Genomic DNA, 25,517 nt, shown 5'->3' with positions numbered 1-25,517 from the left:
CGACAGGCTGGCTCAGAAAGACAGCGGCGGCAAGGTACAACGGCATGACAGCATGCGGTACCGCCGCATAGCGCACAAGGATACACCCTGCTGTACCCGAGACGCTCCTACTGTCTCTCTACATACCTGAGCCTGTGGAACCTTAAATCTCGAGGGGGTCGACCTCAATCGTAATGCGCACCTTGTGCTGTTTGGCCAGTTGCGCAACCTGTGGCCCCCAGTAGCGCACAAAGGCCTGCAAAGCCGGACGATGAGCGCTTTCCAGCAGCAACTGGGCACGCTCGACCTTGGCAACGCGCAATACGCGCAACGGCACTGGATCGTACAGGAAAACCTGATCCGCACCGGGAAAGTCATTGGGGTGGTCTTCGGGCAGGCGACGCGCCTGGGTCAACAAACGCAGGGCATCCGCCAACTGTGGCGCCTCGGCTGACAACAGCACCTGATAAGCAAAAGGCGGCAAACCCACGGATTCGCGCTCGCTCAGGGCGCTTTGAGCAAAACCTATGTAATCGTGCCTGATCAGACTCTGGTAGACAGCCTGCTCCGGGTAGCCCGTCTGGATAATGACATCCGCCCCTTCCGTGTGACGGCCAGCCCGACCCGCAACCTGCATTAACTGAGCAAACAAACGTTCTGGCGCCCGAAAATCATGTGCAAACAGCGTGGCATCGGCATTGAGTACACCGACTACGCTCAGACGCGTGAAGTCATGACCTTTGGCCACCATTTGCGTGCCCACCATAATGTCCACTTCGCCCGCATGCACCTGCTCGAACAATTGTTGCGCACTGCCCTTCAAGCGGGTGCTGTCGGCATCGATACGCACCAGTCTCGCATTGGGAAAACGCTCGCCCAGAAACTCTTCGATCCGTTGCGTGCCACGACCCATGGGTTGCAGATCCTGATCGCCACAATCGGGGCAGGCACGTGGCACTGGGGCCTGATAGCCGCAGTGATGACATTGCAAATTGTGCTTGAAGCCATTTTGCCTATGGAGCACGGTATAAACCGTACAACGGGGGCATTGGGACAGCCAGCCACAGGACGCACAATGCAGCACAGGTGCGTAGCCCCGCCGGTTAATGAAAACCAGCGACTGTTCACCACGCTCCAGACAAGCTTCCAGGGCCTCCAACAGTTGCGGCGAAAAACCGGACTCCAGACGCAAATGCCGGGTATCGACCAGCCGTACCCGCGGCAGGGAAACCTCACGCGCCCGTTTGGGCAGACTCAAGAGACGATAACGCCCTTGCCGGGCGTGATTCCAGCTTTCCAGCGAAGGGGTCGCTGAACCCAGCACCACCGGTACTTTCAGGTCATAACCACGCCATACGGCCAAGTCCCGCGCGGAGTAACGCAGGCCATCTTGCTGCTTGTAAGAAGCGTCGTGCTCCTCATCCACGATAATCAGGCCCAGCTCAGGCATGGGGGTAAAGATGGACAACCGTGTTCCCAGCAGAATACGCGCCTGACCACTATTGACGCGCAACCAAGAACGCAGCCGTTCACCTTCGGACAGGCCACTATGCAGGACAGCCAGCACATCGCCCGGTAAGACGCGCGCCAAACGGGCGCGCAGGACTTGCTCGAACTGGGGCGTCAGATTGATTTCAGGCACCATAAACAAGACCTGCCGGCCTGCAGCCAACGCGTGTTCCAGCACCCGCATATAGACTTCGGTTTTACCGCTACCCGTTACCCCGTGCAGCAAGATGCAGCTACCGGGTTTGGCGGCCACAATGCCATCCACCGCAGCTTGCTGTTCGGCATTGAGCACAGGCAGGACATCGCTGTCCACCGGTTCCACCTTCTTTTCCTTGCGCTTGGCCATGCGCAGTACTGGCCCCCCTGCAGACCGCTTGCCCAGATAGGCGGAGGGTTTGCGCAAGGGCCCCGGCAAGGATGGCATCATGACCTCACCCAGAGGACGGTGGTAATAGGTAGACGCAAAGCGCGCCATCCGCAACCAGTCCTCCGGGAAAGGAGGCAAGTCATCCAGCAGTTGATCAATCGCCTTGACCTGCTCGGGCGGATAGGAAGGTTGCTCGGGCAACGCCACCACAACGCCTATCATCTGCCGCCGCCCAAAATGCACAATCACCCGTTGTCCAACCTGCACAGGCTCATGGTGCTGATAGTCAAACACCCCCTCAAGGGGAACGTCCAGGGCTACATGCAGCCAGAAAGGCCCGGTGCTTGCCGATGCAGAAATAGCGTCTGGGGTGGCGGTCATGGATGGTGTTTCAAAAAAGGGCTGGCCGGGCTGAAAGCCTGATAAGTCAAGAGCTTAGCGGCCTGTGGATAACTTTGGGGAAAATGACATGAACAAAAAATACAAAGAAGCAAGCACAGATACAATTTAATTTTCAATATCTCTGGAATAAAGATAAAACCTAGAGATATCAAACAATTAAAATCAGGTATTGAAATCGAACCTTAAATAGCAAGGCCTCAACACTGAGTCGGACTGTGTGTATAACTTTGCGCACAAGCTGTCTCAGCTTGTGCGCAATAAGGATCAAACGCTGTGATGGCGACGGCTGTAGGAATGCACCTCATCCACCAGAATGCCCACGGCTTCCGGATCGGTAAAACGCGAGATGCCATGACCGAAGTTGAACACGTGGCCGCCCTGGCCCACGGGACCGAAGTCATCGATCACACGGCGGGCTTCCCGGCGAATGGCCTCTTCACCCCCGAACATGGTCATGGGGTCCAGATTGCCTTGCAGGGCCAGTTTGTCGCCGATACGAGCACGGGCTCGGGACAGATTCACTGTCCAGTCTACGCCCATGGCATCCGCACCACAGCCCGCGATATCTTCCAGCCACATGCCACCGCCCTTGGTAAAGACAATGACGGGAACGCGCTGGCCATCGTGCTCGCGAATCAGGCCATCGACCACCTTGCGGGTATAGGCCAGGGAAAACTCCTGGAACAGGGAATCGGACAGCACGCCGCCCCAGCTGTCGAACAGCATCACAGCCTGTGCACCGGCGCGTATCTGATTGTTTAGATATTCGCAGGTGGTTTGGGCGTTGATTTCCAGCATGCGGTGCATCAGGTCCGGACGCTGATACATCATGCTTTTTACCAGGCGGTAGTCATCCGAGCCCTGGCCTTCAACCATGTAGCAGGCGATTGTCCAGGGACTGCCGGCAAAACCGATCAGCGGCACCTTGCCGTCCAGCTCCTTGCGGATCAGCGAGACCGCGTCAAACACGTATTGCAGCTTGCCCATGTCCGGCGCTTCCAGTGCCATGACGTCGGCCTCGTTGCGCACGGGACGCGCAAAGCGTGGGCCTTCACCGGCGACGAAATCCAGACCCAGGCCCATGGCGTGTGGCACGGTCAGGATGTCCGAAAACAGAATGGCGGCATCCAGATCGAAACGGCGCAAGGGCTGCAAGGTGACTTCGCACGCAAATTCGGGATTCTGAGCCAGTTGCATGAAGGAGCCAGCCTGGGCACGGGTGGCATTGTATTCAGGCAAATAACGCCCGGCCTGACGCATCAGCCAGATGGGGGTGTAGGGCACAGGTTCGCGCAACAGCGAGCGCAGGAAAACATCGTTTTTTAATTGAGGTAAAGACACGGCAATCCCTATTGAAAAATGCCTGTTAATTTTAACCATCGTGTTCGTCGTCTGGGCTTGACGCGGATCGAAAGCGTGCCGCATCGATATGGTGCTTGCGCATCAGTGCCCAGAAAGCACGCCGGTGCTTTTGCGCGGAGCGGGCTGCCATGGCGATATTACCGCGATGGCGATCAAGGGCGGCATGGATGTAAGCCTGCTCGAAGCGGGCCACTATCCGTCCCTTGGCAACTTTGAAAGACTCCTGGCTGCAGGCATAGCGCGAGGCTACCGCAGCGGCATAGGCTTCCAGCGTCGTCCCCTCCTGTTGCAAGATCGTTTGCGACAGGCGCTGCTCCGTTGGGCCGGGGTGCAGGACCAGATCCTGGTTTTCCTGCACCCTATAGTGTATCCGACCGGACAGTCCCGGTTCATTCAAAGCATGGGATGAGGACTGCAAACGCTGGCGATGGATGCGGGCACGTAGATCGTCCAGGCATAAAGGCTCGCGCACATAGTCGGCCAGGCCCAGCTCCAGCAGGTCTGTCAAGGCGGCAGCCTTGATGGTGGCACGCACCAGGCCAAAGACCGGCACCGGCAGGTGACCTCGGGCCGCAGACAAGGCGCGGCGCACGTGGATCAGGGTGGCCGCTTCGATCGGTATCAGACAGGCGTCAAATCGCAACAGCAAGGCGGCTGAGCGGCGTAAAAACAGGTAGTCCTGATCGGGGCAGGTGGCCGGCGGGGCCTGCAACAGGTGCAATTGCAAACGCTCGCAAGGGGGAATGATGGCCTGCAAATTGCGGGCCCAGTCAGGATGGGTGTGCAACAAAGCGCAATCGAGGTGTAGACGCATAAAACTGTCCTTGAGAAGCTGGGCGTACCCCACGGGTCGCCTCAAGATCGTGAGCTTCTAGAATAGGAATCCGACCCGTTTGCGATAAGTCGGACTTGCGCCTACGTAGCTATACTTAATCCCCGCACAGACGGCTGCGACGCCACTCACTGGGGGACACGCCGTAGCGGCGGCGAAACGCGTGGCTGAACACCGCCGCGTCGGAAAAACCCATCTGCCAGGCCAGCTCACTGATCTGCCGACCCGGCTTGCCATCGAGCAGCAATTGACAGGCGCGCTCCAGGCGGGCAGCCATGATGTAATCGGCGGGCGCCTGCCCGCACAATTCAAACAGCTTGTAGAGATAACGCCGCGAAATGCGGAACTGCAGCGCCAGAGACTGCGCATTCAATCCCGCATCCCCCAGATGGTCCTGCACATACTGTTGAATTTGCAGCAACTGGCCACGCCGCACCTCGTCCAGGGCGGACTCGCTGGGCACCGGGCGTCCGTCGGCCAGGCTCAGCGCCATCATGCGAATCACGGTCTGAGACAGTTCGCTCAAGGCCGAGGGTGACAAATGCCCGCGCTCTTGCAAACCCAGCCGCAGCATGTCCATGGCAATCCGGGCGGGGCCTGTGGTGGCGGAAAAGGAACGGGCCACCGCATCGCTCAGCCAGGGTAGCCAAGGCAGCAGGCGCTCCTCCTCAAACTGCAGGACCAGAAAATGGGATTGATCCTGCACGGCGACTTCATAGGGGCGGGTGGTGTCATAAATGCCCCACTGCCCGGCATGCAATATAGCGCTGCGATCATCCTGTTCAATCTGGCTGCTGCCGCTGATCTGCAAGGTGACCTTGTAAAGAGCCTGCTCGGAACGGCTTGCCAGGGCCTGAGTGCGCCGCACACGCTGCGCACTGGTACATAGCTCCATGACATCGACCGAACCCATGCGATCGCTTGCCGCACGGTTGGAAAAGCCCCGACGCGAGTCGGGCTGTACCTCCAGGGGCACAAAGTACGCGCACACCACTTCCTGCCAAGCGGCAAGGCTCTTGAAAGAGGCAGAGGGAGTGCGCAATAACATGGACATTGCCTGGGGGGCCCTTGCGGCCAACGCTAATGATCGGGATGAGGGCATGACATGCCCCCTTTTCTTATAGCCCTAAAAAATCCAAGCGTCTACGGACGTTAACCCGCTGTTTCAGCGTTCCATGGAACCGTACAGGTAAGGAGCAGGCTCCAGACCCATGCGGTTCATTTTGGCGGTCAACGCCGTACGCGCCTTGAGCACATCGTCAAAGCGTTGCGCTCGTGAAGCCCCCACCTCGGCAGAGGTAAAAGGCCGGTATTCGGGCGTGATGTCTTCCGGGCTGAACTTGGCCACGATCCAGTTCAGCACACGCGCCAAGTCGGCATTGTCCAATTGCGACTGCGACGCGCCGGGCACCCGTATCATGTATTCCCGCCCCGCCGGCAAACGCGTGAACAGGCCGATAGAGCGGTTGAAATCCGGAATCCCACGATGCGTCAAGCCTTGACCGTCATAGCGATGGCAGCCCGCGCATTGCAGCATATAGTCTTTAAAAGCTTGGGAGCTTTGCAAGTAATCGCCCGTTCCGGCCATCTCTTCCTGGGCCTGAGCCCAAGGCGTGAACGCCAGGAGTACGGCGCCCAAACAGGCCAGGCGCAACGATGTCCACACAGTGATGCCTCCTTCGTGGAGCGGACGCCTTCCAGGCCGCCGCTCACCATGCTCAAGCCCAAGAACGAGCCCACACCCGGCAAAGAAGCGACCCAAAGATCCCTTCTTGCAGAGCGTGGGCACGCTGGCGGCTTGTTTTAGTTTTTCGCCAAACCCACCAACACCGATGTCGTGCAATGGAACGTGCTGTTCTCGTTTGCCATGCACCAGTTGACATCGTTATGCAGGAAGAACTCGTAGCCGGGGCGCTCGCGGGTCTGCGTGTTGCACTGGCAGCGCCCGCAGGCGGTCTTGCCGCAGCAGTCGTGGTAGCTGATCAGATAGTCCTTGCCATCATGCGGGTTGTGGCAGGTGCCAATCCACGAAATGGGCGAAGGCGTTGATCCTGGCGGGCAGGTGGTGGTTGTGCCACCGCAGCACGAACACAGGAACCCGTCCACCGCGCAGTGACGCCAGTAGTCGCAGGAGTTCACCTCGTCTTCATTGGCCAGATCGGGATTCAAACTGAGGTGATCCGCAGCACTGCTGTTGCTACCGCCGCCCGCAGCGCGGGCCACAGGCAGGACCGGCAGCACAAAGGCCGAACCGACCATTAACTTGCCCACCGAGCGCAGCACGCTGCGACGCGAAGTCTTGTGGGCCACAGAACGGGAGAGACTCTCCCCAAATTTATCCAGCCAACGCATTGACGTTCTCCTTTCGTGATACCTGCACTTGCTTCATGCCCGAGTCGCCGGCCAAGTATTCTTGCGCCGAGGCCACGCCCAGGTCTTTGGCGGTAAACAGGCTTTCGAGCTGTTCACGCGAATTGACCAGTCCCTTGCCGCGCACCACACCCTGCTCGTCGATCAGAACCGCATAGGGCAGCTTGCTGATCTGAAAACCCATGCCCAACTGGGTGGACAGAACGTAGGGGAAGGCATCCAGTTGCGCTTTCTGGTAGAACGCCAGGTGCTCGGGCATCTCACCATCACTGGCCAGCACAATATCGACCCACTGGCCTTCCGAACCCTGAATGGACTTCAGAATCGGCAGGAGCTTCTTGCATACCGGGCAGGTGGGGGACATGAAGAAAATCAGTTGGCTGCGCGGGCCGGCCACCCCGACCGAGACTGCTCGACCACGCAGGTCCTGCAGCTCCATCACCGGGGCAGCATCACCCACTTGCGGCCCCTTGTCCATGGTCAGCGCCCCCATGGGAGCGACCCGTTCGTACAACACGCCGATCTGGCGCGACAGGGCAAGCACCACCAGCACCAGGGCCAGTACGATTACCCACAAAATGACATTGGAAATCAGTAAAGCGGTCATTGAGGTCTCCTAGGAATTCTGCATTTTCTGAAATTTCAGATGGGATTCGATCAGTTGGTTGGCCGCGTAATACAGCCCCAACAAGGCCAAGGTGGTACCAAAGAACGTCAAGCCGTCCACCCAGACCAGCTCACGGGCACCATCACTCGCCCAATCACCACTGACCAGCGCCAGCGCAGCCAGCACGGCATTGCGCGCCACCAGCCACCAGGACAGGCCGCCGGAAGACTCACCCAGGCCCGAGCAGCCGCAATCCACATCGCGACGGCCACGCAGCAGGTTCAGCACAATCCCGCTGGTGGCGACCAGCAACACGCATAGAGCCAGCACCGCCCCCAGCGAACGACTGGCCGGCCACAACAGCAAGGGCGTACTCAGGGCTTCGGCGGCCACAAACAACACACTGAACGGACGCACCAGGGCTTCGGGCAACAGGCGGTAGGCGCCCACGGCAGCCTCAAACAAGCTGAAGTGGCGCAGTTTGTCCAGGGCGCCCAGCCCCATCAACACAGCCAGACACGCCAGGCTGGCATAGGTCAGGACGGGGTCCATATCAAGCCCCTCCCACCGGGTGGAACTGAACCTGCAAAGAGGCTTCTGCCGCGCCTTCAATGGTGCGCAAGAGCTTGGGTTCAGCTTGGCTGATGTCGTAGACATTCACATTGCCACCGTCCAGCGTCAGCATCAGATCGCGTTGCTGATCGATGGTCATGGACAAGGCATCCCGACCAGGAATACGGGCGATCCGCTTTTTGGTCTTGGTGTCCAGAACCCAGATCTCGGCGGCAGGGAACTTATGGGTGCCCTCTTTGCCATCGGGGTGCATGAACACGTACATACGGCCGCTGGCACGGTGCAGGCCCACCAGGTTGTAGCCGCCAGGCACCCAGTTGCCCGCCTTGTCCTCGTCATCCAGCATGGACCAGGGGCCTTCTACCTTGACCTCATCTCCACTGAAATCGGCGCTGTAGAGATTGCCGTAATAGGAGACGAAATAGGCTTTGTCCTTATCCAGGGCCGGGGCGATGAAGACTGGATCATCCTTCACGGAGAACATGGGCTTGCTGCGCGACTGGCTGGCCACCTTGCCGTTCTCGTCCAGATTGATGGTCAGCAAGCCGCCATCGCCGCAAATGGTCATGAAACTGCGTGGCCGGTTAGGCTGGGGGATCACGCTCCAGCACCCGGCAGCGGCAGTCACGTCCTCCACATAATCGCCTTTGGCCACATCGACAATACCAATCGAGGTCGCTGGCGAGGCATTTTGCAGCACGATGAACTTGCCATCCGTGGTCTGACGGAACAGGCCATCGTAGTTCAGGCCCTGCACGCGCTTGGGCGGCAAAGCGATCTCTTTTTCAAAGGTCAGCTTGTCGGCATCCCAGACCTCCACCACGTCCGAGCGCTTACCGCGGGTAATACGCTCGTGGTAGGTCGTCATGGTGTAGATTTTCTTGCCATCATTGGACAACTGCACATGACCGTTAAAGGCCGTTGGCACCATGCCCAGGAATTTGCCCGTGGTGTAGTCATAAACATGGACACGGCTTTCGGTCAGGTGCATGAACACCGAGTCCATGACATAGATACGATTTTCCTGCGGGGCAGACACACTGTGCCCGCCTGTCAGAACCTCGCGCGGCTTGTCCTGGGCTTGCGCGCCACCGCCCAGCGCCAGCAAGCCCAGCAAAGCGGCGGCAGTCGATACTTTAAATTTAGACTTCATTGGATGTCTCTCCTCATGGGCGTCCACGCTGTCAGAACGCATAGGCATAACGGAATTGCAGGCCGCGCATACGCGGGCCATTTTCGACTTTCAAATCATGGATGTATTGCAGTTGCACCTGATGGGCATCCGTCAACTGATGGGTGATCTCGGCTGCAAGTTGATGGTTGCGCGCCCGCGTGACGGTGGTTTGCCCATTGACCCGCTCGCGACCGCCCGTTTCGTAGCGGTAGCGCAAACCCACATACGTTTTCTCAGTCAAGTTGGTGGACACCAACGCCATCAAGCGGATTGCCGTGTCTTTTTTCAGGGTCTGGCCGTAGTAGTTCTTGTTATTGCCAAAGAACTCGAACTCCGCCACGCCCTCCACAAACGAGGATTCCCCGAAACCTTTGACGATTGCAAAATCCTGTACGGTGCTCCAGCGGTTCTTGCCGGCAGACACATCGGCCTGCGAGCCGTGGTAGCGACCCGTCGGTGCGGTAATGAAGGGCTCCCAGGCAAACCAGAATCGATTGTCAGGATCGTTGTGCAGCCAGACCGCGGCACCGGCGGTCACATCGCCAATACCAGTCAGGCGGTCACGCGGCGCTCCGGGCACATCCAGGGTGGTGCGCAAGCCAGGCACAATCAGCTCATACTGCACCGTTTTACCGGCCAGTTCGCGATAGTGCATCTGGCGGTAAACCATGCCTTGCACACTCAGTTTGGGGCTGTCTGCCAGACGGGCGCCCTGATCGTAAAACCCGTGAGATTTCAGCCCCATCATGTAAACGGCCAGAACATTGGTCCCTACTGGAGCAGGAATCCAGTCCCGTGCGCTGGGGTCCCCGGCAAAGGCGGCCCCGACACTGACGCCGCTCAAGGCCAAGGCCAGAGCGGTACGCTGCACGATTGCAATCATTATTGTTGTCTCCTCAAGAAGGCGCGAACGGTATCGTTATTGTGTTCGCGCCCGTGTACTGAATCCGCTCAAGGCCTTGTCATGCCGACCTCCAGGCCTAGCTCGGCTTTTCGCTAGGCGGCCGGGTAGGCCATGCAGACCGATTTGGTCTCCAGGTAAGCCTCTACGGCCGCACGCCCGTGCTCCCGACCCAGGCCCGATTGCTTGTAGCCCCCAAAGGGCATGCTGGGGTCCAGCATGTTATGCGTGTTGACCCACACGGTTCCGGCCTTGATGCCCGCAGTCAAACGCTGAACGCGGGCCAGATCCTGGCTCCAGACGCTGGCGCCCAGGCCAAAGTCCGTATCGTTGGCCAGTGCCAATGCCTGCGCCTCCGAATCAAACGCCGTGGCGACCACCACCGGCCCAAAAATCTCTTCACGCATGATGCGGGCATCGGGGGCCACATCGGCAAACACCGTGGGGCGTACAAAATAGCCTTGCTCAGGGCGCGCACCCTCGCCCGCCAACATGCGTCCCCCTTGCTGACGACCCACGTCGATGTAGTTCTGCACGCGCTGCTGATGGCGCGCCGAGATCAGCGGCGCAATCTGGGTGGACTGCTCAAAACCCGAACCCAGCGTCATGGAGGACGCCAGATCGGCTACGCCCTGCACCACGCGCTCATAAATGCCTTTTTGTACAAACAGACGCGAACCGGCGGTACACACCTGCCCCTGGTTAAAGAAAATGGCATTGGCCGCCCCTTGAATGGCCATGTCCACATCACAATCGTCCATGATGACCACAGGTGACTTGCCGCCCAGTTCCAAAGACATGCGCTTCATGTCATTGACGGCCTGATGGCCGATCAACTTGCCCACCTCCGTGGAACCAGTAAAGGAAATCTTGTTCACGTCGGGGTGTGCTGTCAGTGCCGCGCCCGTGCTCTCGCCACGACCCGTGATGACGTTGATCACCCCAGCGGGAAAACCGGCCTCCAGAGCCAGTTCGGCCAGACGGATGGCCGTGAGCGGGGTTTCCTCAGCGGGCTTGAGAACCACGGTGCAGCCAGCGGCCATGGCCGGGGCGATTTTCCACACTGCCATCAAGAGCGGGAAGTTCCAGGGCACAATTGCCCCCACCACCCCTACCGGCTCCTGACGGGTATACGCGTGGTAATTGATACCGGGTGGAAAAGCGATGGAAGGCGACAGTAGCTCACCACTGATCTTGGTGGCCCAGCCGGCCATGTAACGCAGCCATTGTGCGCTGGCACCCACTTCCAGACCGTAGGAGAAGAACAGCAGCTTGCCATTGTTCAAGGTTTCCAGACGAGCCAGTTCGTCGGCATGAGCTTCGACCAGATCAGCCAGACGCAGCAACAGGCGCTCACGCTGGGCAGGCAGCATCTTGCTCCATTCGCCCTGCTCCAAAGCCTGGCGGGCGGCCCGCACGGCCCTGTCTACGCCTTGAACACCAGCCTCGGGCTGATGCGCAATCACGTGTCCCGTGGCGGGATCGTAGACGGGTATCGTGGGTCCTTGAGATTCAGTGACGGGTTTGCCGTCAATAATCATGTGTTCGCGAATCGCGTTACGCTCGGCTTGTACGTCCTGCCCCATAGTCTGTCTCCACACGGAATAGTTGATTCTTCACGAATCCAGTATAGGGACGAGGCCAAGCCCAGACTTGTGATTCTGTGCACGAGGGCTTGTTGATTTGGGTACGGAGTGCACCCCGACCTGCGTTAGAACAAATCGAGCTGGGCGGGCAGGCTGGCTTGAATGTCACCCACGCCGCTCACATGGACGCGGCGTTCGAAGTGCAGCAAGCTGGCTTTGCGATGCAAGCCGGAACTAAAGCCGGTCAACATGCCATTGGCTCCCTGCACGCGGTGGCAGGGCACGATGATGCTGATGGGATTGAGGCCACAGGCCTGACCGACCGCGCGCACGGCCTTGGGGCGGCCCAGATGATCGGCCATCTGACCATAGGTCCAGGTCTGGCCGTAGGGGATGGTCAGCAAAGCCTGCCAGACCTGTTGCTGGAACTCGGTGCCTTGCAGGCGAAAGGGCAGATCAAACTGCTGCCGACGACCGGCGAAATAATCATCCAGTTGTGCCTGTACCGGCAAGGCCAGCTCCGGTGCAGGCACCAGACCGGCCCGTTGCTCGGCGGTCAGGCCATGCACGGTCTCTTGCTCGAAGTCCAGACGCAGCAAAGCACCTTGAGCATCGACCAACAGACGCATCGTCCCTAAAGGCGTGTCAAAGCAGGCCGTACGCAGCCCGACATAGGCAAACATGGCAATTCCGGTCCAAAGGCAGAATGCTTGATCATACTGCGCGACTCGAGCCTCTTCAAAAACGCGGACAACACCCAGGCAGCTTGGGCTTTAGCGTCAAAGAGAATCGACAAATGACAAATGACAAACTCCAGATTACGCAAGACAGTTTGTTGAGCGGGATACTCCAAGCAAGGCGCATGCTCCCACAAAGCGTCAGGCACTCAATAGTTAGGAGTTGGCTTGTACTTTTGTGTCTGCCCACACCCACCGCTAACGGATGGGAGTGACGATCAACACGCAAACCTCGACACCCTCAAGCCCCTAACGCCGCTACATCAGCCGAAAGAACCACCTACGGCCAGGCCCTAGAAGCAGGCAGGGCTTGTATTAATAGTCATTGTGAGCCGGTCTGGCCCGGGGGGCCGTCCTCCGGGCGATTCAGGCTTCTTGCCGCAGGCAGGCTGGCTATTCGGGGTTCAAGCGTCCTGTTGTTTGAGCGCAATGCTTGTGCCTTGTCCGGGGGACAAGGCACTTTCGCGAATTCAGGACGCGCTCGAATAGCTCGCCTGACCAGGATACCGGTGCGTAGCACCGACAAGGAGCCAAGCCCGGAGGACGGCCCTCCGGCCCAGACCGGCGTTTTCACGAGACACTCTCTAAACATGCAGCCACTTTTGCGCTCCTTGTTTCCTTATCTCACCAGCCTCCTGCTTCGGACGCAGCTCCGCTCTACCAGGGCCCAAAACGAAGAAGAAGAAGAAGAAGAAGAAGAAGAAGAAGAAGAAGAAGAAGAAGTGACGCAAGCAAAAAATAAAAAACGGATAAACAGCGAGGGGATTCTCGATGTTTATCCGGCAATGACAACAAGTGCAGCAAGGTTTAAACGGTTTGCACACCCGTGACGGTCAAGTCCAGGCCCACACGGCGTACCACAGCCTCGAACTCGTCACGGCTGAGGTGATCCAGCGCCGTGGCTGGATCGCGGGTGGCGTCGCAGGCGATGATGCCACGGCGCATGTAGGAATACTTGCGCAGCGCCAGTGCCACTAGCGGTTGAAACTCGTAACGGATCAGCGAGCAATAACGGTCGAACACACGCGCGGCCTCTTGCTGCTCGCCTTGCCGATACAGCGCATAGACTTTGAGCAGGATTTCCGGAAAGGAGAAACCTGTCACGACACCATCGGCACCCCGCTGCAATTCCTCCAGAAAATGCATGCCGCCCAAGCCACTCAAAATGGGCAAGGCATCCCCTGACAAACCCCGCACGGCGGTGATTTTCTGGCCGACAGGGGGATCTTCGGAGTTCAGAATGGATACTCCCGCCTCCTCTTTCAGCCGCACCGCCAAAGCCGGGCTGATACGGGCTGCAAACAATTCCGGAAAGTCGTGAATGACGACGGGAATACGAATGGCCTGCACGATCTGGCGATAAAAAGACACCTGCATCTCGTCGTCCGCCCCGGCCAGGGGTGCGACAAAGATGGCATCTGCTCCCAGGTCCTCGGCACTGCGAGCCTGCTCCACCGCGGCTGCCGTTCCCATGGCCCGCACCCCCACCCAGACCGGCACTGCGCCACGCACGCCGGCCACCACCGTTTCAATAACACGCCGACGCTCGAACGTGCTGAGCTTATGCAACTCGCCCATCACCCCCAGAATCGCCAGTCCGTGTATACCGGCCTCCAGCTGAAAATTCACCAGACTGACCAGGCTTTGCAAATCCAGCTCGCCACCCGGTTTGAAAGGGGTCGGGCAAATGGAAAAGACACCTTTATTTTTCATAATGACACTCAGGCTCAACGTGGAATGACAAACGGCTTTTGCATACGCGAAATCATGCGTACCAAGGGCCAGAGAAGAATGAAGTAAATCAGCGCGGCCGCGACCAGCGGTGTCTGGCTGTAGGTCTCACCCTGCATGATCTGGGCCGAGCGCAACAGCTCGGGCAAGGCCACGGCCGAGGCAATCGAGGTCTGTTTGATAGCTTCCAGCGTATTGCTTGCCAGATCAGGGATCACATTTCGCACACCTTGCGGCACTACCACATAGGCCATGGCCTGGCGGGCATTCAGTCCCGTCGAGCGAGCCGCCTCATTTTGCCCCGGTGACACCGACTCCAGGCCCGCCCGGAAAATCTCCGCAAAATAGCCACTACTGTTCAGGACCAGGGCCAGCACCGTGGCAGAGAACTCATTCAGAGGCAGGCCCAGGAACGGCAGGCCGTAATAAATGAAGATCAGCAGCACCAAAGGCGGAAAGGCCCGGAAAAAGTCCACGTACAGCAAAATCAGCCGGTTCAGCCAGCGATGCTGCTGATAGTGCACAGCGGCAATCACCAGACCCAGCAAGGCAGCCAGCGGCACGATAATGACCGAGAGCTTGATGGTCAGCCACAAGCCCTGCAGCAACAAGGGCCAGCTGGCGGCGAGAATCGTCGGATTGAGGAAGGTATCGATCAATTCCATCGCGCATCCCTCCTACGATTTGATCGCATAGCGCCGTTCCAGCACCCGCGTGAGATACACGAAGGGGAAGAAAATCAGGCAGAACAAAAAGGCCCCGGCCGTGAAGGCGGTGGGGTTGGCAATGGTGGACTGAATGTTGCTGGAGACGTTAAGCAATTCAGGCACAGCGATGACCGAGCCCAGCGTGGTGCCTTTGGTAATCCCGATGGCACGATTGGTCAGTGGGGGAATCGCCAGCCGCACGGCCTGCGGCAAGATGATGGCAAACAGCGTCTGGCTGAAACCCATGCCTGTCGAGCGCCCCGCTTCCCATTGCCCGGTCGGCACCGCTGCAATACCGGACCAAAAGATCTCTTCCGCAAAGGCGGACAGCACCAGACTCAAGGCCAGCACCGTGGCTGGCATAGGATCGATCACAATCCCCACAGACGGCAAAGCAAAAAAGACCAACACAATAATGACCAGTTGTGGAATCGCACGGAATACGTCCACATACAGCGTCATCAGGATATTGACTGGACGCCAGCCATAACAGCGCAGCACCGCCAGTGCCAGACCCAGGGCCGTGCCCAGAACCACGGTCATGACGGCCATTTGCAGCGTCACCCAAAAGCCCTGCAATATCTCAGGCAGGTAGGGGCTGATCAGCGTCCAGTTAAAGAAGTAATAAAGAATCTGCTCCATGGCGGGCCTCAGTGCATGCGGCTCAGAAAATCCTGAATGCGCTTGTGACGCGGCTGGCCCAAAATGTCCTCGGGACTGCCTTGATCCAGAATCACACCCTGGTCCATGAATACAATGCGGTCCCCCACCTCGCGGGCAAACTGCATTTCGTGGGTCACAATCACCATGGTCATGCCTGCATCACGGGTACGTTTCATCACGTTCAGCACTTCCCCCACCAGTTCAGGGTCCAGGCCCGAAGTAGGTTCATCAAACAGCATGACTTTGGGCTCCAGCGCCAGCGCACGGGCAATGCCCACACGTTGCTGCTGACCGCCGGACAACTGGCTGGGATAGTGCTCCATGCGCTGGGCCAGACCGACCTGCTCCAGGTGATGACGGGCCAGTTCCTCGGCCTGTGGCTTGGGTACTTTTTTCACCTTGCGCAACGCCAGCATCACATTGCCCAGCGCCGTCATATGCGGGTACAGATGGATGCCCTGAAACACCATGCCTATGTTTTGGCGCACCTGATTCAGATCGGTGCGAGGGCAGGTCACTTCATTGCCTGCCACCATAATCGTGCCGCTGGTGGGGGTCTCTAGACGGTTGATGCAACGCAGGCAGGTACTTTTTCCCGAGCCCGACCCGCCAATCATCACAAGAACTTCGCCGGTGTTGACGCTCAGGTCTATGCCTTTAAGAATTTCGGCCTGCCCAAAGGATTTGCGCAAGCCCTGGATGCGGACAATCTCACTCATGGTCGCTCCTTGACCGCCTGCCATCCGGGCAGGCGGGAACCGGCCCAGCAGGGCCGTATAGCTGGAAAATCAGCGCAAAAGCGCCTTAAGGACGGGAGCAGTCGGGGGTGTGCCCGGTGGGCTCGTAGCCGGGATAATCAGGCACGCCATAGCCGGGGAAGATCACCGTCATGGCGGTGCCGGCATTGGGTTCAGTGCCAAACCATTTCATGTGCAGCTTGGACAGCGATCCATCCTGCTTCATGCATTCCAGCACTTCGTCGACACGATTGCGCAAAGCCGTATCGTCCTTGCGAAACGCAAAGGCATAGTTGGCTTCGGTCGTCATGTCGTACACCGGTGCCAGAGCAGGGGTTTGCGTGGCAATGTAACGGGCCAATGGCGTTTCGGACATATTGGCAAACGCGCGGCCAATAGCCACCGCCTGCACCGCATCGGTATTCTTGTTGAAACGCTGGATCTTATAGCCGTATTTATCCTGGTTATCCTGCAACCAGCGATCCGAGAAACTGCCATTATTGACAGCAATCGTCTTGCCTTTCAGATCATCCAGCGTATTGACCGTTGCGCCTTTTTTAGCCAGAAAGCTCAGACCGCCTGCCATATACGGCTCGGCAAACAGCATTTGCTCGGCCCGTTCCCGTGTGGTGTTGGTGGGCGCCGCCACCATGTCGTAGCGACTGGAAAACAGGCCCGCAAAAATGGCGGAAAACGGCGTGTCGATGACCTCGGCACCGTCATAGCCCATGCGCTGGGCTACTTCCTGGGTCAGATCGTTGGAAAAACCATCCAGCTTGCCATCGGCGCCGCGCATGAAAAACGGCACCAGGCCCACATCCGCGGCCACTTTGAACTTCTTGCCCTGATTGGGATTGTCCGCCTGTGCAGGCAGGCTCAAGGCCAGACTTGCAGCGACAGCCGCCAGCATCACACCCGCTTTCCTGCCCAGACAGGCATGTCCCAGACGGGCACGTCCCAAACGGGCATGTCCCCCTTGAGAGGGAGTACGTGTGCGAGAAATAGCCGCGACCCACGCGGCAATGGTGTTTACACCTTGCATATTGTTGTCTCCTTGCCATTATTTTCTGTTTGTAGTGCGTTCATTCTAGGGTTGGAGAAACCTTGATGTCATATGCTTTTTTATTAACTCTTCATAACATTGCATTAAGCTAATAAGGCTGCCGCCCGCACAACACGGCGTTTGCAGGCAAGGTTCGGCAGGCGCCAATAGCGCAACCGGAGCAAGACTCCTCTATGAGAAAGGGGGCGACGCGCCAGCGACGCCGTGCAGGACTAGGGCTTGAGTAATGAACGAGCCACTCAGGCCCAACCCGCCCGCATGCCCCGGGAAGCCGTCGAGACCACCATTTCCATGAAATCGTGTGCCAGTTGCGAGACCGGCACCACATTGGAATGCAGCATGTGCAAGGGCATGGTGGTGCGCGGATTGATCGGTCGTACCACCACATCCGGCCAGACGCGACCGGCCACGGCCAGTTCGTCCACAATCGCAATTCCCGCGCCGGCCTGCACCATGGCACAGGCAATATGAGTCAGACGCACTTCTACCGCCAGCTGCGGTATGCCGGGACGGTTGCCGAACAACTGCTGCACCATCTGGCCATAAGGGGTGTCATTGCCATAGCCAATCAGGTCCAGACCTTCCAGGTCACGGGCGTCCAGCTCCTGCTTGTCAGCCAGCGGATGGCTGGCTGGCAGCACAGCCACCAGATGGTTTTCGTAAATGGATTGGGCGTGCAGGCTGGGATGGGTCAGGGGCACAATCGCCACGCCCACTTCGGCCTGTTGCGTGACCAAAGCCTGTACCAGGTCGCTGGAAATCAGGGTACGCACATAGACCTTCACATCCGGAAAGGCCTGGCGAAAACGCGTCACCGCCATGGGAATCAAGGTCTGTCCCAAACTGGGACTGACGGCAATGTGCAAGCTGCCATGACGCTTTTCGATCAAGTCGGTCGCCACCTCGTTGACCCGCTGCACACTGTTATGGACTTGCTCCACTTCCTGATAGAGCCGACGCGCTTCGGGCGTGGGATACAGCCGCCCTTTGATGCGCTCAAACAGCACCAGACCAATGCGTGATTCGGTATAGGACAGGAGGCGGCTGATGGCCGGCTGCGACACGTTCAGCAGTTGCGCTGCCTTGCTGATCGAGCCGGTCAGCATGATGGCGCGAAAAACCTCGATTTGACGAAGATTGAGCAACATCCCTTAACGTAGCCTTATGTTTCGAGCACAAATAAGCATAAGACATTTTAAGTGGCCTATGTTTCAATTTTTTCAAGCTGCCATCCCGGCGCGCCTTGATCGCACCGGGCTTACAGAGCGGCCTCATTACTACGACACGGAGACAAAACCATGCAAACCCTGCTTGCTCGCACCCTGGCGGTGCTGGGCGTGGGACTGGCCGCTGCTGCGCCCACCGCCCACGCCGCTGACAACGTTCATCTGATGCTGGACTTCATTCCCACCGGCGACTATGCCCCGTATTACTCGGGCATTGCCAACGGGATTTACGAGAAACACGGCATAGACCTGAAGATCACCCGCGGCACAGGTTCGGGCGACACCGTGCTGAAGGTAGCCGGTGGTGCCGCCGATATTGGTCTGGCCGACATTTCCGCCATTCTGACCTCGCGCCAGAACAGCCAGACTCCCATCAAGGCCATTGCGTCCACCTTCTCGCACTCGGCCCATTCCCTGTTTGTGCTCAAGGACTCGGGCATCACCAACTTCTCCGGCCTGGAGGGCAAAAAAATTGCCGTCTCGCCCGGCAACAGCCACAAGCTGTACTTCCCCATGGTGGCGCGCAAAGCCAATACCGATCCCGACAAGATTCAGTGGGTCACCGTCGACGGTTCTTCCATGGCGCCACTGCTGATTAACGGCAAAGTGGACGCCGCCCCTTTCCTGGCCACCAACTACTACTACCAGAACAAACAGGCCAAGCGTTTTGGCAAGGAGATCGTGGTGCTGCCCTTTAGCGACCAGGGTTTCAACATCTACGCCCTGTCCGTTTTCACCACTGACAAGACGCTGGCCGAACGCCCACAGATGGTGCAGAACTTTCTGAACGCCACCATCGAGGCCTGGGACGCCGCCCGCAAGGACCCGGACACGGCTTGTCAGGCCCACGTCAAAGCCAATCCTGAAATTGACCGGGATGACTGCATGGGCAATCTGAACGCCGTGCTGGGCTACATCTACACCGATTTCAGCAAGGAGCACGGTGTCGGCAGCCTGGAAGAGGGTCGCATGAAAAACACCTATGAAGCGGTGGCGGAGGCACAAAGCCTGGACCCTGCCTGGGACTATCACCAAGCCTACGACACCCAGTTCATCGTCAAGGCCAACGGCACGGCCAAGCCCTGAGCCACGCTGATTTTCGCGAGCGCTGGCTGGCCCCGGCGGGCCGGCGCGCGCCCTAGGAGCGCATTGTGATACGCATTCAAGACGTGAACCTGATCTACGGTCGTCATACCGAGCGCGAGACTCAGGCACTGAAACACATCAATCTGGACATCCAGGACAACGAAATCATTGCCATCGTCGGCGCGTCGGGCTGCGGGAAATCCACCCTGCTGCGCCTGATTGCCGGCTTGCTGATGCCCTCAAGCGGCACCGTCAGTATTGATGATGAAATCGTTGCCCACCCCCGCCAGGACACCGGCATTGTGTTCCAGGCCCCGACCCTGGTGCCCTGGGCCAATATTCTGGACAACACCCTCTTGCCGTCCAGCATCATGGGTTGCCTGGACGATCAGGCCCGCAGCCGCGCCACGCGCCTGTTGACCACCGCAGGTCTGGGCAATTTCCTGCACCATCATCCCAAACAGTTGTCTGGTGGCATGCAGCAACGCGTCGCCATTTGCCGCGCACTGGTTCACAACCCGAAAGTGGTGCTGATGGACGAGCCTTTTGGCGCTCTGGACGCGCTGACCCGCGAGACCATGACGCTGGAGTTGCTGCGCCTTTGGTACGAAGACCCCAAAACCATCGTGTTTGTGACGCACTCGATTTCCGAGGCCGTCATGCTGGGGCATCGCATCGTGGTCATGTCGCCACGCCCCGGCCAGATTACCGAGATTCTGGACGTGAGCCTGCCGCGTGAACGTGACTTTTCCCTGGTGGGCACACCGGAATTTACGCGCTGTGCCGCTGCCGTGCGTGAACTTATTTTCCAACACGAGGTGGCGTGATGAGTGAGCAAGCTCAAACCCTGGGCGTCACGCCCGTCTATAAACGACGGCTGCGCCTGCGCGATTTCAATGAAATTACCGTCCCGGCCATCACCCTGATTGCCGTGGTCATTTTGTGGGAGCTGGCCAGCCGCCTGTTTGACATCCCTGAGTACCTGGTGCCCGCCCCCTCGCGCATCTGGGCCGACTCCATGCAGATGAAAGAAGCCATGCTGATGCATACGCTGGTCTCGACGCGCACCATCATGCTGGGCTTTTTGCTGTCCATTGCGGTGAGCTTCCCGCTGGCCGTGCTGATTACCTATTCACGTTTTTTTGAGCAGGCCATCTATCCCTTATTGATCCTGACCCAATCCATCCCCAAGGTGGCTCTGGCTCCGATCCTGGTCATTATCTTCGGCCCCACCGAGTTACCCCGTGTGGTGGTGACGTTTCTGGTCGCCTTCTTCCCGCTGGTGATCTCCATGACGGCGGGCCTGCTGGCAGCGCCACCCGAGCTGATTGAGCTGGTGCGTGCGTGCCGCGCCACCCGCCTGCAGGAGTTTTTCCGCATTCGCCTGCCCTTTGCCGTGCCCTTTATTTTCTCGGGCCTGAAAGTGGCTATTACCTTGTCCGTGGTGGGCGCCGTGGTGGGCGAGTTTGTGGCGGCCGACCAAGGTCTGGGTTACCTGATCACGACCTCCACCGCCTTTTTCAAGACGCCGGTTGCCTTCGGTGCCATGGCCATCCTGTCGGTCCTGGGCATTGTGTTCTTCCAGGTGATTTCCGCCGCCGAACGCATCCTGTTCCCGTGGGCGATCAAAGACAATCGGAGCTGATCATGACCTTCCCTTATACCGTCATCCGTGGTGCCCTGGTGCTGTCCCACGCCCAGGCCAAGGCCGAGCCTTTGGACATCCTGATCAAGAATGGCAAGATCGAAGCCATGGGCCCGCCCGGCTTGCCCGTCCCCGTCGATGCCACGGTGGTGCAAGCGGACGACCAATTGCTGCATCCCGGCTTGATCAACGCCCACACCCACGGCCATGGCACCTATGCCAAGGCCATGGGAGATCGCTGGTCACTGGAACTGTTATTGACGGCTGGCCCCTGGATCAATGGCGACCGCCATCTGGAAGACAAATACCTGAGCACGCAGCTCAATGCGGCCGAAATGCTGCTCAAGGGCTGTACCGCCAGCTACGACCTGTACTCCGAGGTGCCTGTACCCACTGCCGAAGGCATGAATGCCGTGGCCCAGGCCTATGTGGATGCCGGCATGCGGGCCACGGTCGCGCCCATGATGGCCGACCTGTCCTTTTACCAGTCCGTGCCCGGCCTGATCGAAGCCCTGCCCCAGGACTTGCAGAAGTTTGTGGCCCAACTGACACCGCAATCATTCCGGGCCACGCTATCGGGGCTGACGGACTTTCTGGACCAGCAGCGCAACGCCGACCGCATTCGCGTGGCCCTGGCCCCGACCATTCCCATGTTGTGTTCGGACGAGTTCCTGCAAAGCTGTGGTGAAATCAGCGCGGAGCGCGATATCGGCCTGCACAGCCACGTTGGCGAGTCCTATGTGCAAGCCCTGACCGGCATAAAACGTTATGGCAGCACCATTGTTCAACACCTGGACAAGCTGGGCCTGATCTCGCCCCGTTTCACCCTGGCGCACGCCATCTGGCTGGACGAGCGCGACCTGGACATTCTGGCGGTGCGCGGAGCCATGGTGGCCCACAACCCCGGCAGCAATATGCGTCTGGGCAATGGGATTGCCGATGTGAATGCCATGCTGGAGCGCGGTATTACCGTGGGTCTGGGCACGGACGGCTCAAACAGTGGCGATAACCAGAACATGTACGAAGCCATGCGCCTGGCCTCCTTCTCATCCAAGGTGCGTGGCCCCAATACCGAACGCTGGATTACCACCGAACAAGCGCTGTACGCGGCCACCGAAGGCAGCGCCCGCTGCCTGGGCATGGGCGAGCAACTGGGACGTCTGGAGCCGGGTCGCAAGGCCGATATCGTGTTTCTGGATCTGGCCCATATCAACTGGATTCCGCATAACAACACGGTCAATCAGCTCGTGCATCTGGAAGACGGTCTGGCCCTGCGCCACGTAATGGTCGACGGCCGGTTTGCCGTGCGCGACCGACAGTTAACACAAGTGAATATGCCGCGCCTGCGACAGCAAGTGGAGCAGGCCCAGGAACGCATCACACGCAATACCTACGACAAGCGCCACATCACGGAAAAACTGGCCAAGGCCGTAGGTTCTTTCTGCCTGTGCCTGGGCCATGACCGCTATCACGTGCAGCGCTGGGCACACCCTAGCCAAGACTTAACATGACGTTATGTTTTAAAGATAAATAGGCATACGACATTCATGAGTGGATTTGCTTCAATCATGGAAACGAACACGATTGCGGACACGCGAGCTAGGCGGGTCCGAGCCCTTCAAGGAGGAAGACAATGAGCGATTTTGATCTGGTAGTACGAGGAAATATTGTTGAGCGCGACCGCATCATCACGGACGGCTGGGTCGCCGTGCGTGAGGGCCGGGTGGCCGCACGCGGTATTGGCGCGGCTCCTTCAGCCCGTGAACATGTGGATGCGCGTGGCATGTGGGTCATGCCCGGCGTGCTGGACGGTCAGGTGCACTCCGGCAGCCAGGCCAATCAGGAAGGGCTGGGCTGGGCCTCACGGGCGGCGGCAGCCGGTGGCGTCACCACCATGGTGGAAATGCCTTATGACGACCCCGAGCCCGTGGCCTCCCGCCCGCAGCTGGAAGACAAGATTGCCCGCATTGAAAGCGATTGCCATGTGGACGTGGCCTGCTACGGCACCCTGAATGACCAGCACGGTCTGGAAGCGGCCGCCGGCCTGATTGAAGGCGGTGTCTGCGGTTTCAAATTCTCAACCTTTGAAGCCAGCCCCAACCGCTTCCCGCGCGTGGAAGAAGACATTCTGATGGAGGCCTTTCGCCTGATCGCCCCCTCCGGTCTGGCTTGCGGTGTGCATAACCAGGACCAGGAGCTGACCCGCAAGAACATCAAGCGCATGGTTGAAGCGGGTGATACAGGCTGGGACGCGTTCTTGCGCGCCCATACCCCCCTGATCGAAAACCTGGCCACCAGCGCCATTTATGAAATCGGGGCCCAGACCGGCGCCCGTGCCCACGCCGTACACGTCTCCCTGTCGCGTGGCTTTGAGATCTGCAATATGTATCGCCGGGCCGGCCACAAAGCCTCGATCGAAACCTGCGTGCAGTACCTGATGCTGAACCACGAGGAGCATACCCGCCGCTTTGGTGCCAAGACCAAACACTACCCACCCATTCGTCCCAAAGCGGAAATGGATCTGCTCTGGACCCACATCGCCAACGACGAATGTACCTTCGTGTCCTCCGACCACGTAAGCTGGGGCCTGGAGCGCAAACAGTTTGAAAACGTGTTTCAGAACTCCTCCGGTGGTCCTGGTCTGGAAACGCTGCTGCCCGCCTTCTGGACCGGCTGCGCCGAGCACGGCATTTCCCCCACCATGGTCGTCAAGCAATTGTGCTGGGGCCCGGCCCAACACTTCCTGCTGGAACACCGCAAGGGCTCGCTGAATGTAGGTGCAGATGCCGACATCGTGATCGTCAAACCCGACACCTACCGCTTTGACCCGTCCACCAGCCTGTCCGCCGTGACCTGGAGTTCTTTTGAGGACCGCGAGTTTCAGGTACGTGTGGAAGCCACCTATGTGCGAGGACAACTGGCCTGGGACGGCAAAACCATACGCAATGCCGCGGGCGACGGTCAGTTCATCCGTCCGCACAAAGCAGGCGAATTGTCATGAGTCTGGCCATGCCCTTGTTGAATCAGGAGCGCCTGTGGCGCAGCACCCAGGAGCTGGCAAGGTTCACATTGCCCGACCAGCCCTGGACCCGCCGCGCCTTCTCCGATCTGTTTCTGCAATCACGTCAGTGGCTGCGGGAACAGTTCGAGCAAGCAGGCTTGAGCGTACGCATGGACGCCGCCGGCAATCTGATCGGTCGCCGTGAAGGGCGCAAGCCTGGGCTGGCGCCGATTACAACCGGCTCACACTGCGACACCGTGATGTATGGCGGACGCTACGACGGCATTATCGGCGTGCTGGCCGGGCTGGAAGTCGCCCGTTGCCTGAACGAGCAGGACATCGAGCTGGACCATCCTTTTGAAGTGGTGGATTTTCTGTCTGAGGAACCTAGCGACTATGGCGTGTCCTGCGTAGGCAGCCGTGCCATGGGCGGTGTCCTGTCCGAAGCCATGCTGGCCGAACGCAATCCACAGGGCGAAACACTGGCGCAAGGCATTGCCCGCATCGGCGGCCGCCCCCAGGAACTGGCCCAGGCCCGTCGTGCCCCTGGCGATACTGCCGCCTTTGTCGAGCTGCATATCGAACAAGGGCCCGTGCTGGAGTCGCGCAATCTGCCCATTGGCGTGGTTAGCAATATCGTGGGCATTTGCCGCCATCGCATCATCATTACCGGTCGCCCTGACCATGCCGGCACCACCCCCATGGACATACGTCGTGATGCCCTGGTCGGTGCCAGCCTGATCATCGGTGAAGTGGACCGCAAGGCCCGCCGTGCGCTGGGAGGGCCAGACTATCTGGTCGCCACCATTGGCAACCTGAACCTGACGCCCAACGCCTCCAATGCCGTACCCGGCCGTGTGGAGATGATGGTGGAAGTACGCAGCGACCGCCAGGAGCTGATGCAGAACTTCACCGAGGAACTGCTGGCCCAGTTGCGCCCGGACATCGAGGCCATGGGCCTGGGTCTGGACGCGGCGCAAGTCAGCCTGGCCAAGCCCACGGACTGCACGCCCGATGTGATGAGCATCATCGAGCAGGCCGCCAGTGCGTTGGGTTACCCGAGCATGGTGATGCCCAGCGGAGCCGGTCACGATGCGGTCTACATGGCCCCCAGCGGCCCTATCGGCATGATTTTCATTCCCTGCCTGAATGGTCGCAGCCATTGCCCCGAAGAATCGATTACTTCCGAGCAGTTGCTGGACGGTACACGCGTGCTGTATCAGAGCATTGTCATGTTGGACCAGCACCTGGAGAGCTGA

25 protein-coding genes are annotated in these 25,517 nt (G+C 59.1%); 7 read left to right on the top strand and 18 right to left on the bottom strand.

The window, feature by feature from the left end:
• Nucleotides 1-142: 142 nt before the first annotated feature.
• The 12 genes from FE795_RS01670 to FE795_RS01615 all read right to left on the bottom strand — a co-directional run bounded on the left by FE795_RS01670 (nt 143) and on the right by FE795_RS01615 (nt 12,345).
• Nucleotides 143-2,236, bottom strand: a complete 2,094-nt coding sequence (locus tag FE795_RS01670; RefSeq protein ID WP_219235505.1) for a primosomal protein N' — start codon at nt 2,234-2,236, stop codon at nt 143-145.
• A gap of 285 nt (nt 2,237-2,521) precedes the next feature.
• Nucleotides 2,522-3,598 (bottom strand): uroporphyrinogen decarboxylase, encoded by a 1,077-nt coding sequence (hemE, locus tag FE795_RS01665; RefSeq protein ID WP_003804336.1) that lies wholly within the window; start codon nt 3,596-3,598, stop codon nt 2,522-2,524.
• Nucleotides 3,599-3,629: 31 nt separating this feature from the next.
• On the bottom strand, nt 3,630-4,433 hold the full coding sequence (locus FE795_RS01660) for a hypothetical protein (protein ID WP_003804338.1): 804 nt from the start codon (nt 4,431-4,433) through the stop codon (nt 3,630-3,632).
• Between the two features lie 115 nt (nt 4,434-4,548).
• Nucleotides 4,549-5,499, bottom strand: a complete 951-nt coding sequence (locus FE795_RS01655) for an AraC-like ligand-binding domain-containing protein (RefSeq protein ID WP_003804340.1) — start codon at nt 5,497-5,499, stop codon at nt 4,549-4,551.
• A 117-nt stretch (nt 5,500-5,616) separates the two neighbouring features.
• Complete coding sequence (locus FE795_RS01650) at nt 5,617-6,117, bottom strand: hypothetical protein (protein WP_003804341.1); 501 nt, start codon at nt 6,115-6,117, stop codon at nt 5,617-5,619.
• 137 nt (nt 6,118-6,254) lie between these two features.
• Nucleotides 6,255-6,803 (bottom strand): methylamine dehydrogenase light chain, encoded by a 549-nt coding sequence (locus FE795_RS01645; RefSeq protein WP_003804342.1) that lies wholly within the window; start codon nt 6,801-6,803, stop codon nt 6,255-6,257.
• Complete coding sequence (mauD, locus tag FE795_RS01640; protein WP_003804344.1) at nt 6,787-7,428, bottom strand: methylamine dehydrogenase accessory protein MauD; 642 nt, start codon at nt 7,426-7,428, stop codon at nt 6,787-6,789. Before mauD ends, FE795_RS01645 begins: the two co-directional genes overlap by 17 nt.
• 9 nt (nt 7,429-7,437) lie before the next feature.
• Nucleotides 7,438-7,980 carry a MauE/DoxX family redox-associated membrane protein gene (locus FE795_RS01635; RefSeq protein WP_003804345.1) on the bottom strand — a complete coding sequence of 181 codons (543 nt, stop codon included), beginning with the start codon at nt 7,978-7,980 and terminating at the stop codon, nt 7,438-7,440.
• A 1-nt stretch (nt 7,981) separates the two neighbouring features.
• A complete protein-coding gene (locus FE795_RS01630) occupies nt 7,982-9,154 on the bottom strand; it encodes an amine dehydrogenase large subunit (protein WP_003804346.1) in 1,173 nt (390 codons plus the stop codon).
• 31 nt (nt 9,155-9,185) lie between these two features.
• The gene (locus FE795_RS01625; RefSeq protein ID WP_003804348.1) at nt 9,186-10,058 is read right to left on the bottom strand and encodes a transporter; all 873 of its coding nucleotides are present in this window, start codon (nt 10,056-10,058) and stop codon (nt 9,186-9,188) included.
• A 113-nt stretch (nt 10,059-10,171) separates the two neighbouring features.
• On the bottom strand, nt 10,172-11,662 hold the full coding sequence (locus FE795_RS01620) for an aldehyde dehydrogenase family protein (RefSeq protein ID WP_003804351.1): 1,491 nt from the start codon (nt 11,660-11,662) through the stop codon (nt 10,172-10,174).
• 125 nt (nt 11,663-11,787) lie between these two features.
• Complete coding sequence (locus FE795_RS01615; protein WP_003804353.1) at nt 11,788-12,345, bottom strand: methylated-DNA--[protein]-cysteine S-methyltransferase; 558 nt, start codon at nt 12,343-12,345, stop codon at nt 11,788-11,790.
• 563 nt (nt 12,346-12,908) lie between these two features.
• Here FE795_RS01615 and FE795_RS01610 point away from each other — a divergent pair.
• Nucleotides 12,909-13,229 carry a hypothetical protein gene (locus FE795_RS01610; RefSeq protein ID WP_219235503.1) on the top strand — a complete coding sequence of 107 codons (321 nt, stop codon included), beginning with the start codon at nt 12,909-12,911 and terminating at the stop codon, nt 13,227-13,229.
• Here the strand turns inward: FE795_RS01610 and FE795_RS01605 are convergent.
• From FE795_RS01605 to FE795_RS01580, 6 genes are all read right to left on the bottom strand, one after another.
• Nucleotides 13,207-14,112: a dihydrodipicolinate synthase family protein gene (locus FE795_RS01605; protein WP_059318488.1), complete on the bottom strand. Its 906-nt coding sequence runs from the start codon at nt 14,110-14,112 to the stop codon at nt 13,207-13,209. The genes FE795_RS01610 and FE795_RS01605 overlap by 23 nt on opposite strands.
• Before the next feature lie 14 nt (nt 14,113-14,126).
• Nucleotides 14,127-14,795 carry an amino acid ABC transporter permease gene (locus FE795_RS01600; RefSeq protein ID WP_219235501.1) on the bottom strand — a complete coding sequence of 223 codons (669 nt, stop codon included), beginning with the start codon at nt 14,793-14,795 and terminating at the stop codon, nt 14,127-14,129.
• Between the two features lie 12 nt (nt 14,796-14,807).
• Complete coding sequence (locus FE795_RS01595; RefSeq protein ID WP_003804358.1) at nt 14,808-15,479, bottom strand: amino acid ABC transporter permease; 672 nt, start codon at nt 15,477-15,479, stop codon at nt 14,808-14,810.
• Nucleotides 15,480-15,487: 8 nt separating this feature from the next.
• On the bottom strand, nt 15,488-16,219 hold the full coding sequence (locus FE795_RS01590) for an amino acid ABC transporter ATP-binding protein (protein WP_003804360.1): 732 nt from the start codon (nt 16,217-16,219) through the stop codon (nt 15,488-15,490).
• Nucleotides 16,220-16,304: 85 nt separating this feature from the next.
• Nucleotides 16,305-17,279, bottom strand: a complete 975-nt coding sequence (locus tag FE795_RS01585) for a substrate-binding periplasmic protein (protein ID WP_219235498.1) — start codon at nt 17,277-17,279, stop codon at nt 16,305-16,307.
• Nucleotides 17,280-17,539: 260 nt separating this feature from the next.
• Nucleotides 17,540-18,448: a LysR substrate-binding domain-containing protein gene (locus FE795_RS01580; protein WP_003804363.1), complete on the bottom strand. Its 909-nt coding sequence runs from the start codon at nt 18,446-18,448 to the stop codon at nt 17,540-17,542.
• Between the two features lie 150 nt (nt 18,449-18,598).
• Here FE795_RS01580 and FE795_RS01575 point away from each other — a divergent pair, with 150 nt between their 5' ends.
• The 6 genes from FE795_RS01575 (at nt 18,599) to FE795_RS01550 (ending at nt 25,517) form a co-directional block, all read left to right on the top strand.
• Entirely contained in the window at nt 18,599-19,612 is a 1,014-nt protein-coding gene (locus FE795_RS01575) for an ABC transporter substrate-binding protein (RefSeq protein WP_003804365.1), read from the top strand.
• Nucleotides 19,613-19,677: 65 nt separating this feature from the next.
• Nucleotides 19,678-20,439, top strand: coding sequence for an ABC transporter ATP-binding protein (locus FE795_RS01570; RefSeq protein ID WP_003804366.1), 762 nt, complete (start codon nt 19,678-19,680; stop codon nt 20,437-20,439).
• Nucleotides 20,439-21,257 (top strand): ABC transporter permease, encoded by an 819-nt coding sequence (locus tag FE795_RS01565; protein WP_003804367.1) that lies wholly within the window; start codon nt 20,439-20,441, stop codon nt 21,255-21,257. Before FE795_RS01570 ends, FE795_RS01565 begins: the two co-directional genes overlap by 1 nt.
• Before the next feature lie 2 nt (nt 21,258-21,259).
• A complete protein-coding gene (locus FE795_RS01560; protein ID WP_219235496.1) occupies nt 21,260-22,768 on the top strand; it encodes an amidohydrolase family protein in 1,509 nt (502 codons plus the stop codon).
• Between the two features lie 122 nt (nt 22,769-22,890).
• A complete protein-coding gene (locus FE795_RS01555) occupies nt 22,891-24,258 on the top strand; it encodes a dihydroorotase (RefSeq protein ID WP_059318485.1) in 1,368 nt (455 codons plus the stop codon).
• A complete protein-coding gene (locus FE795_RS01550) occupies nt 24,255-25,517 on the top strand; it encodes a Zn-dependent hydrolase (RefSeq protein ID WP_219235495.1) in 1,263 nt (420 codons plus the stop codon). Before FE795_RS01555 ends, FE795_RS01550 begins: the two co-directional genes overlap by 4 nt.

This window comes from Alcaligenes ammonioxydans (assembly GCF_019343455.1).
GTDB classification, from domain to species: Bacteria; Pseudomonadota; Gammaproteobacteria; order Burkholderiales; family Burkholderiaceae_B; genus Alcaligenes; species Alcaligenes ammonioxydans.
Note: the sequence above shows the minus strand (reverse complement) of the source record. Positions and strands in the feature narration are given on the sequence as shown.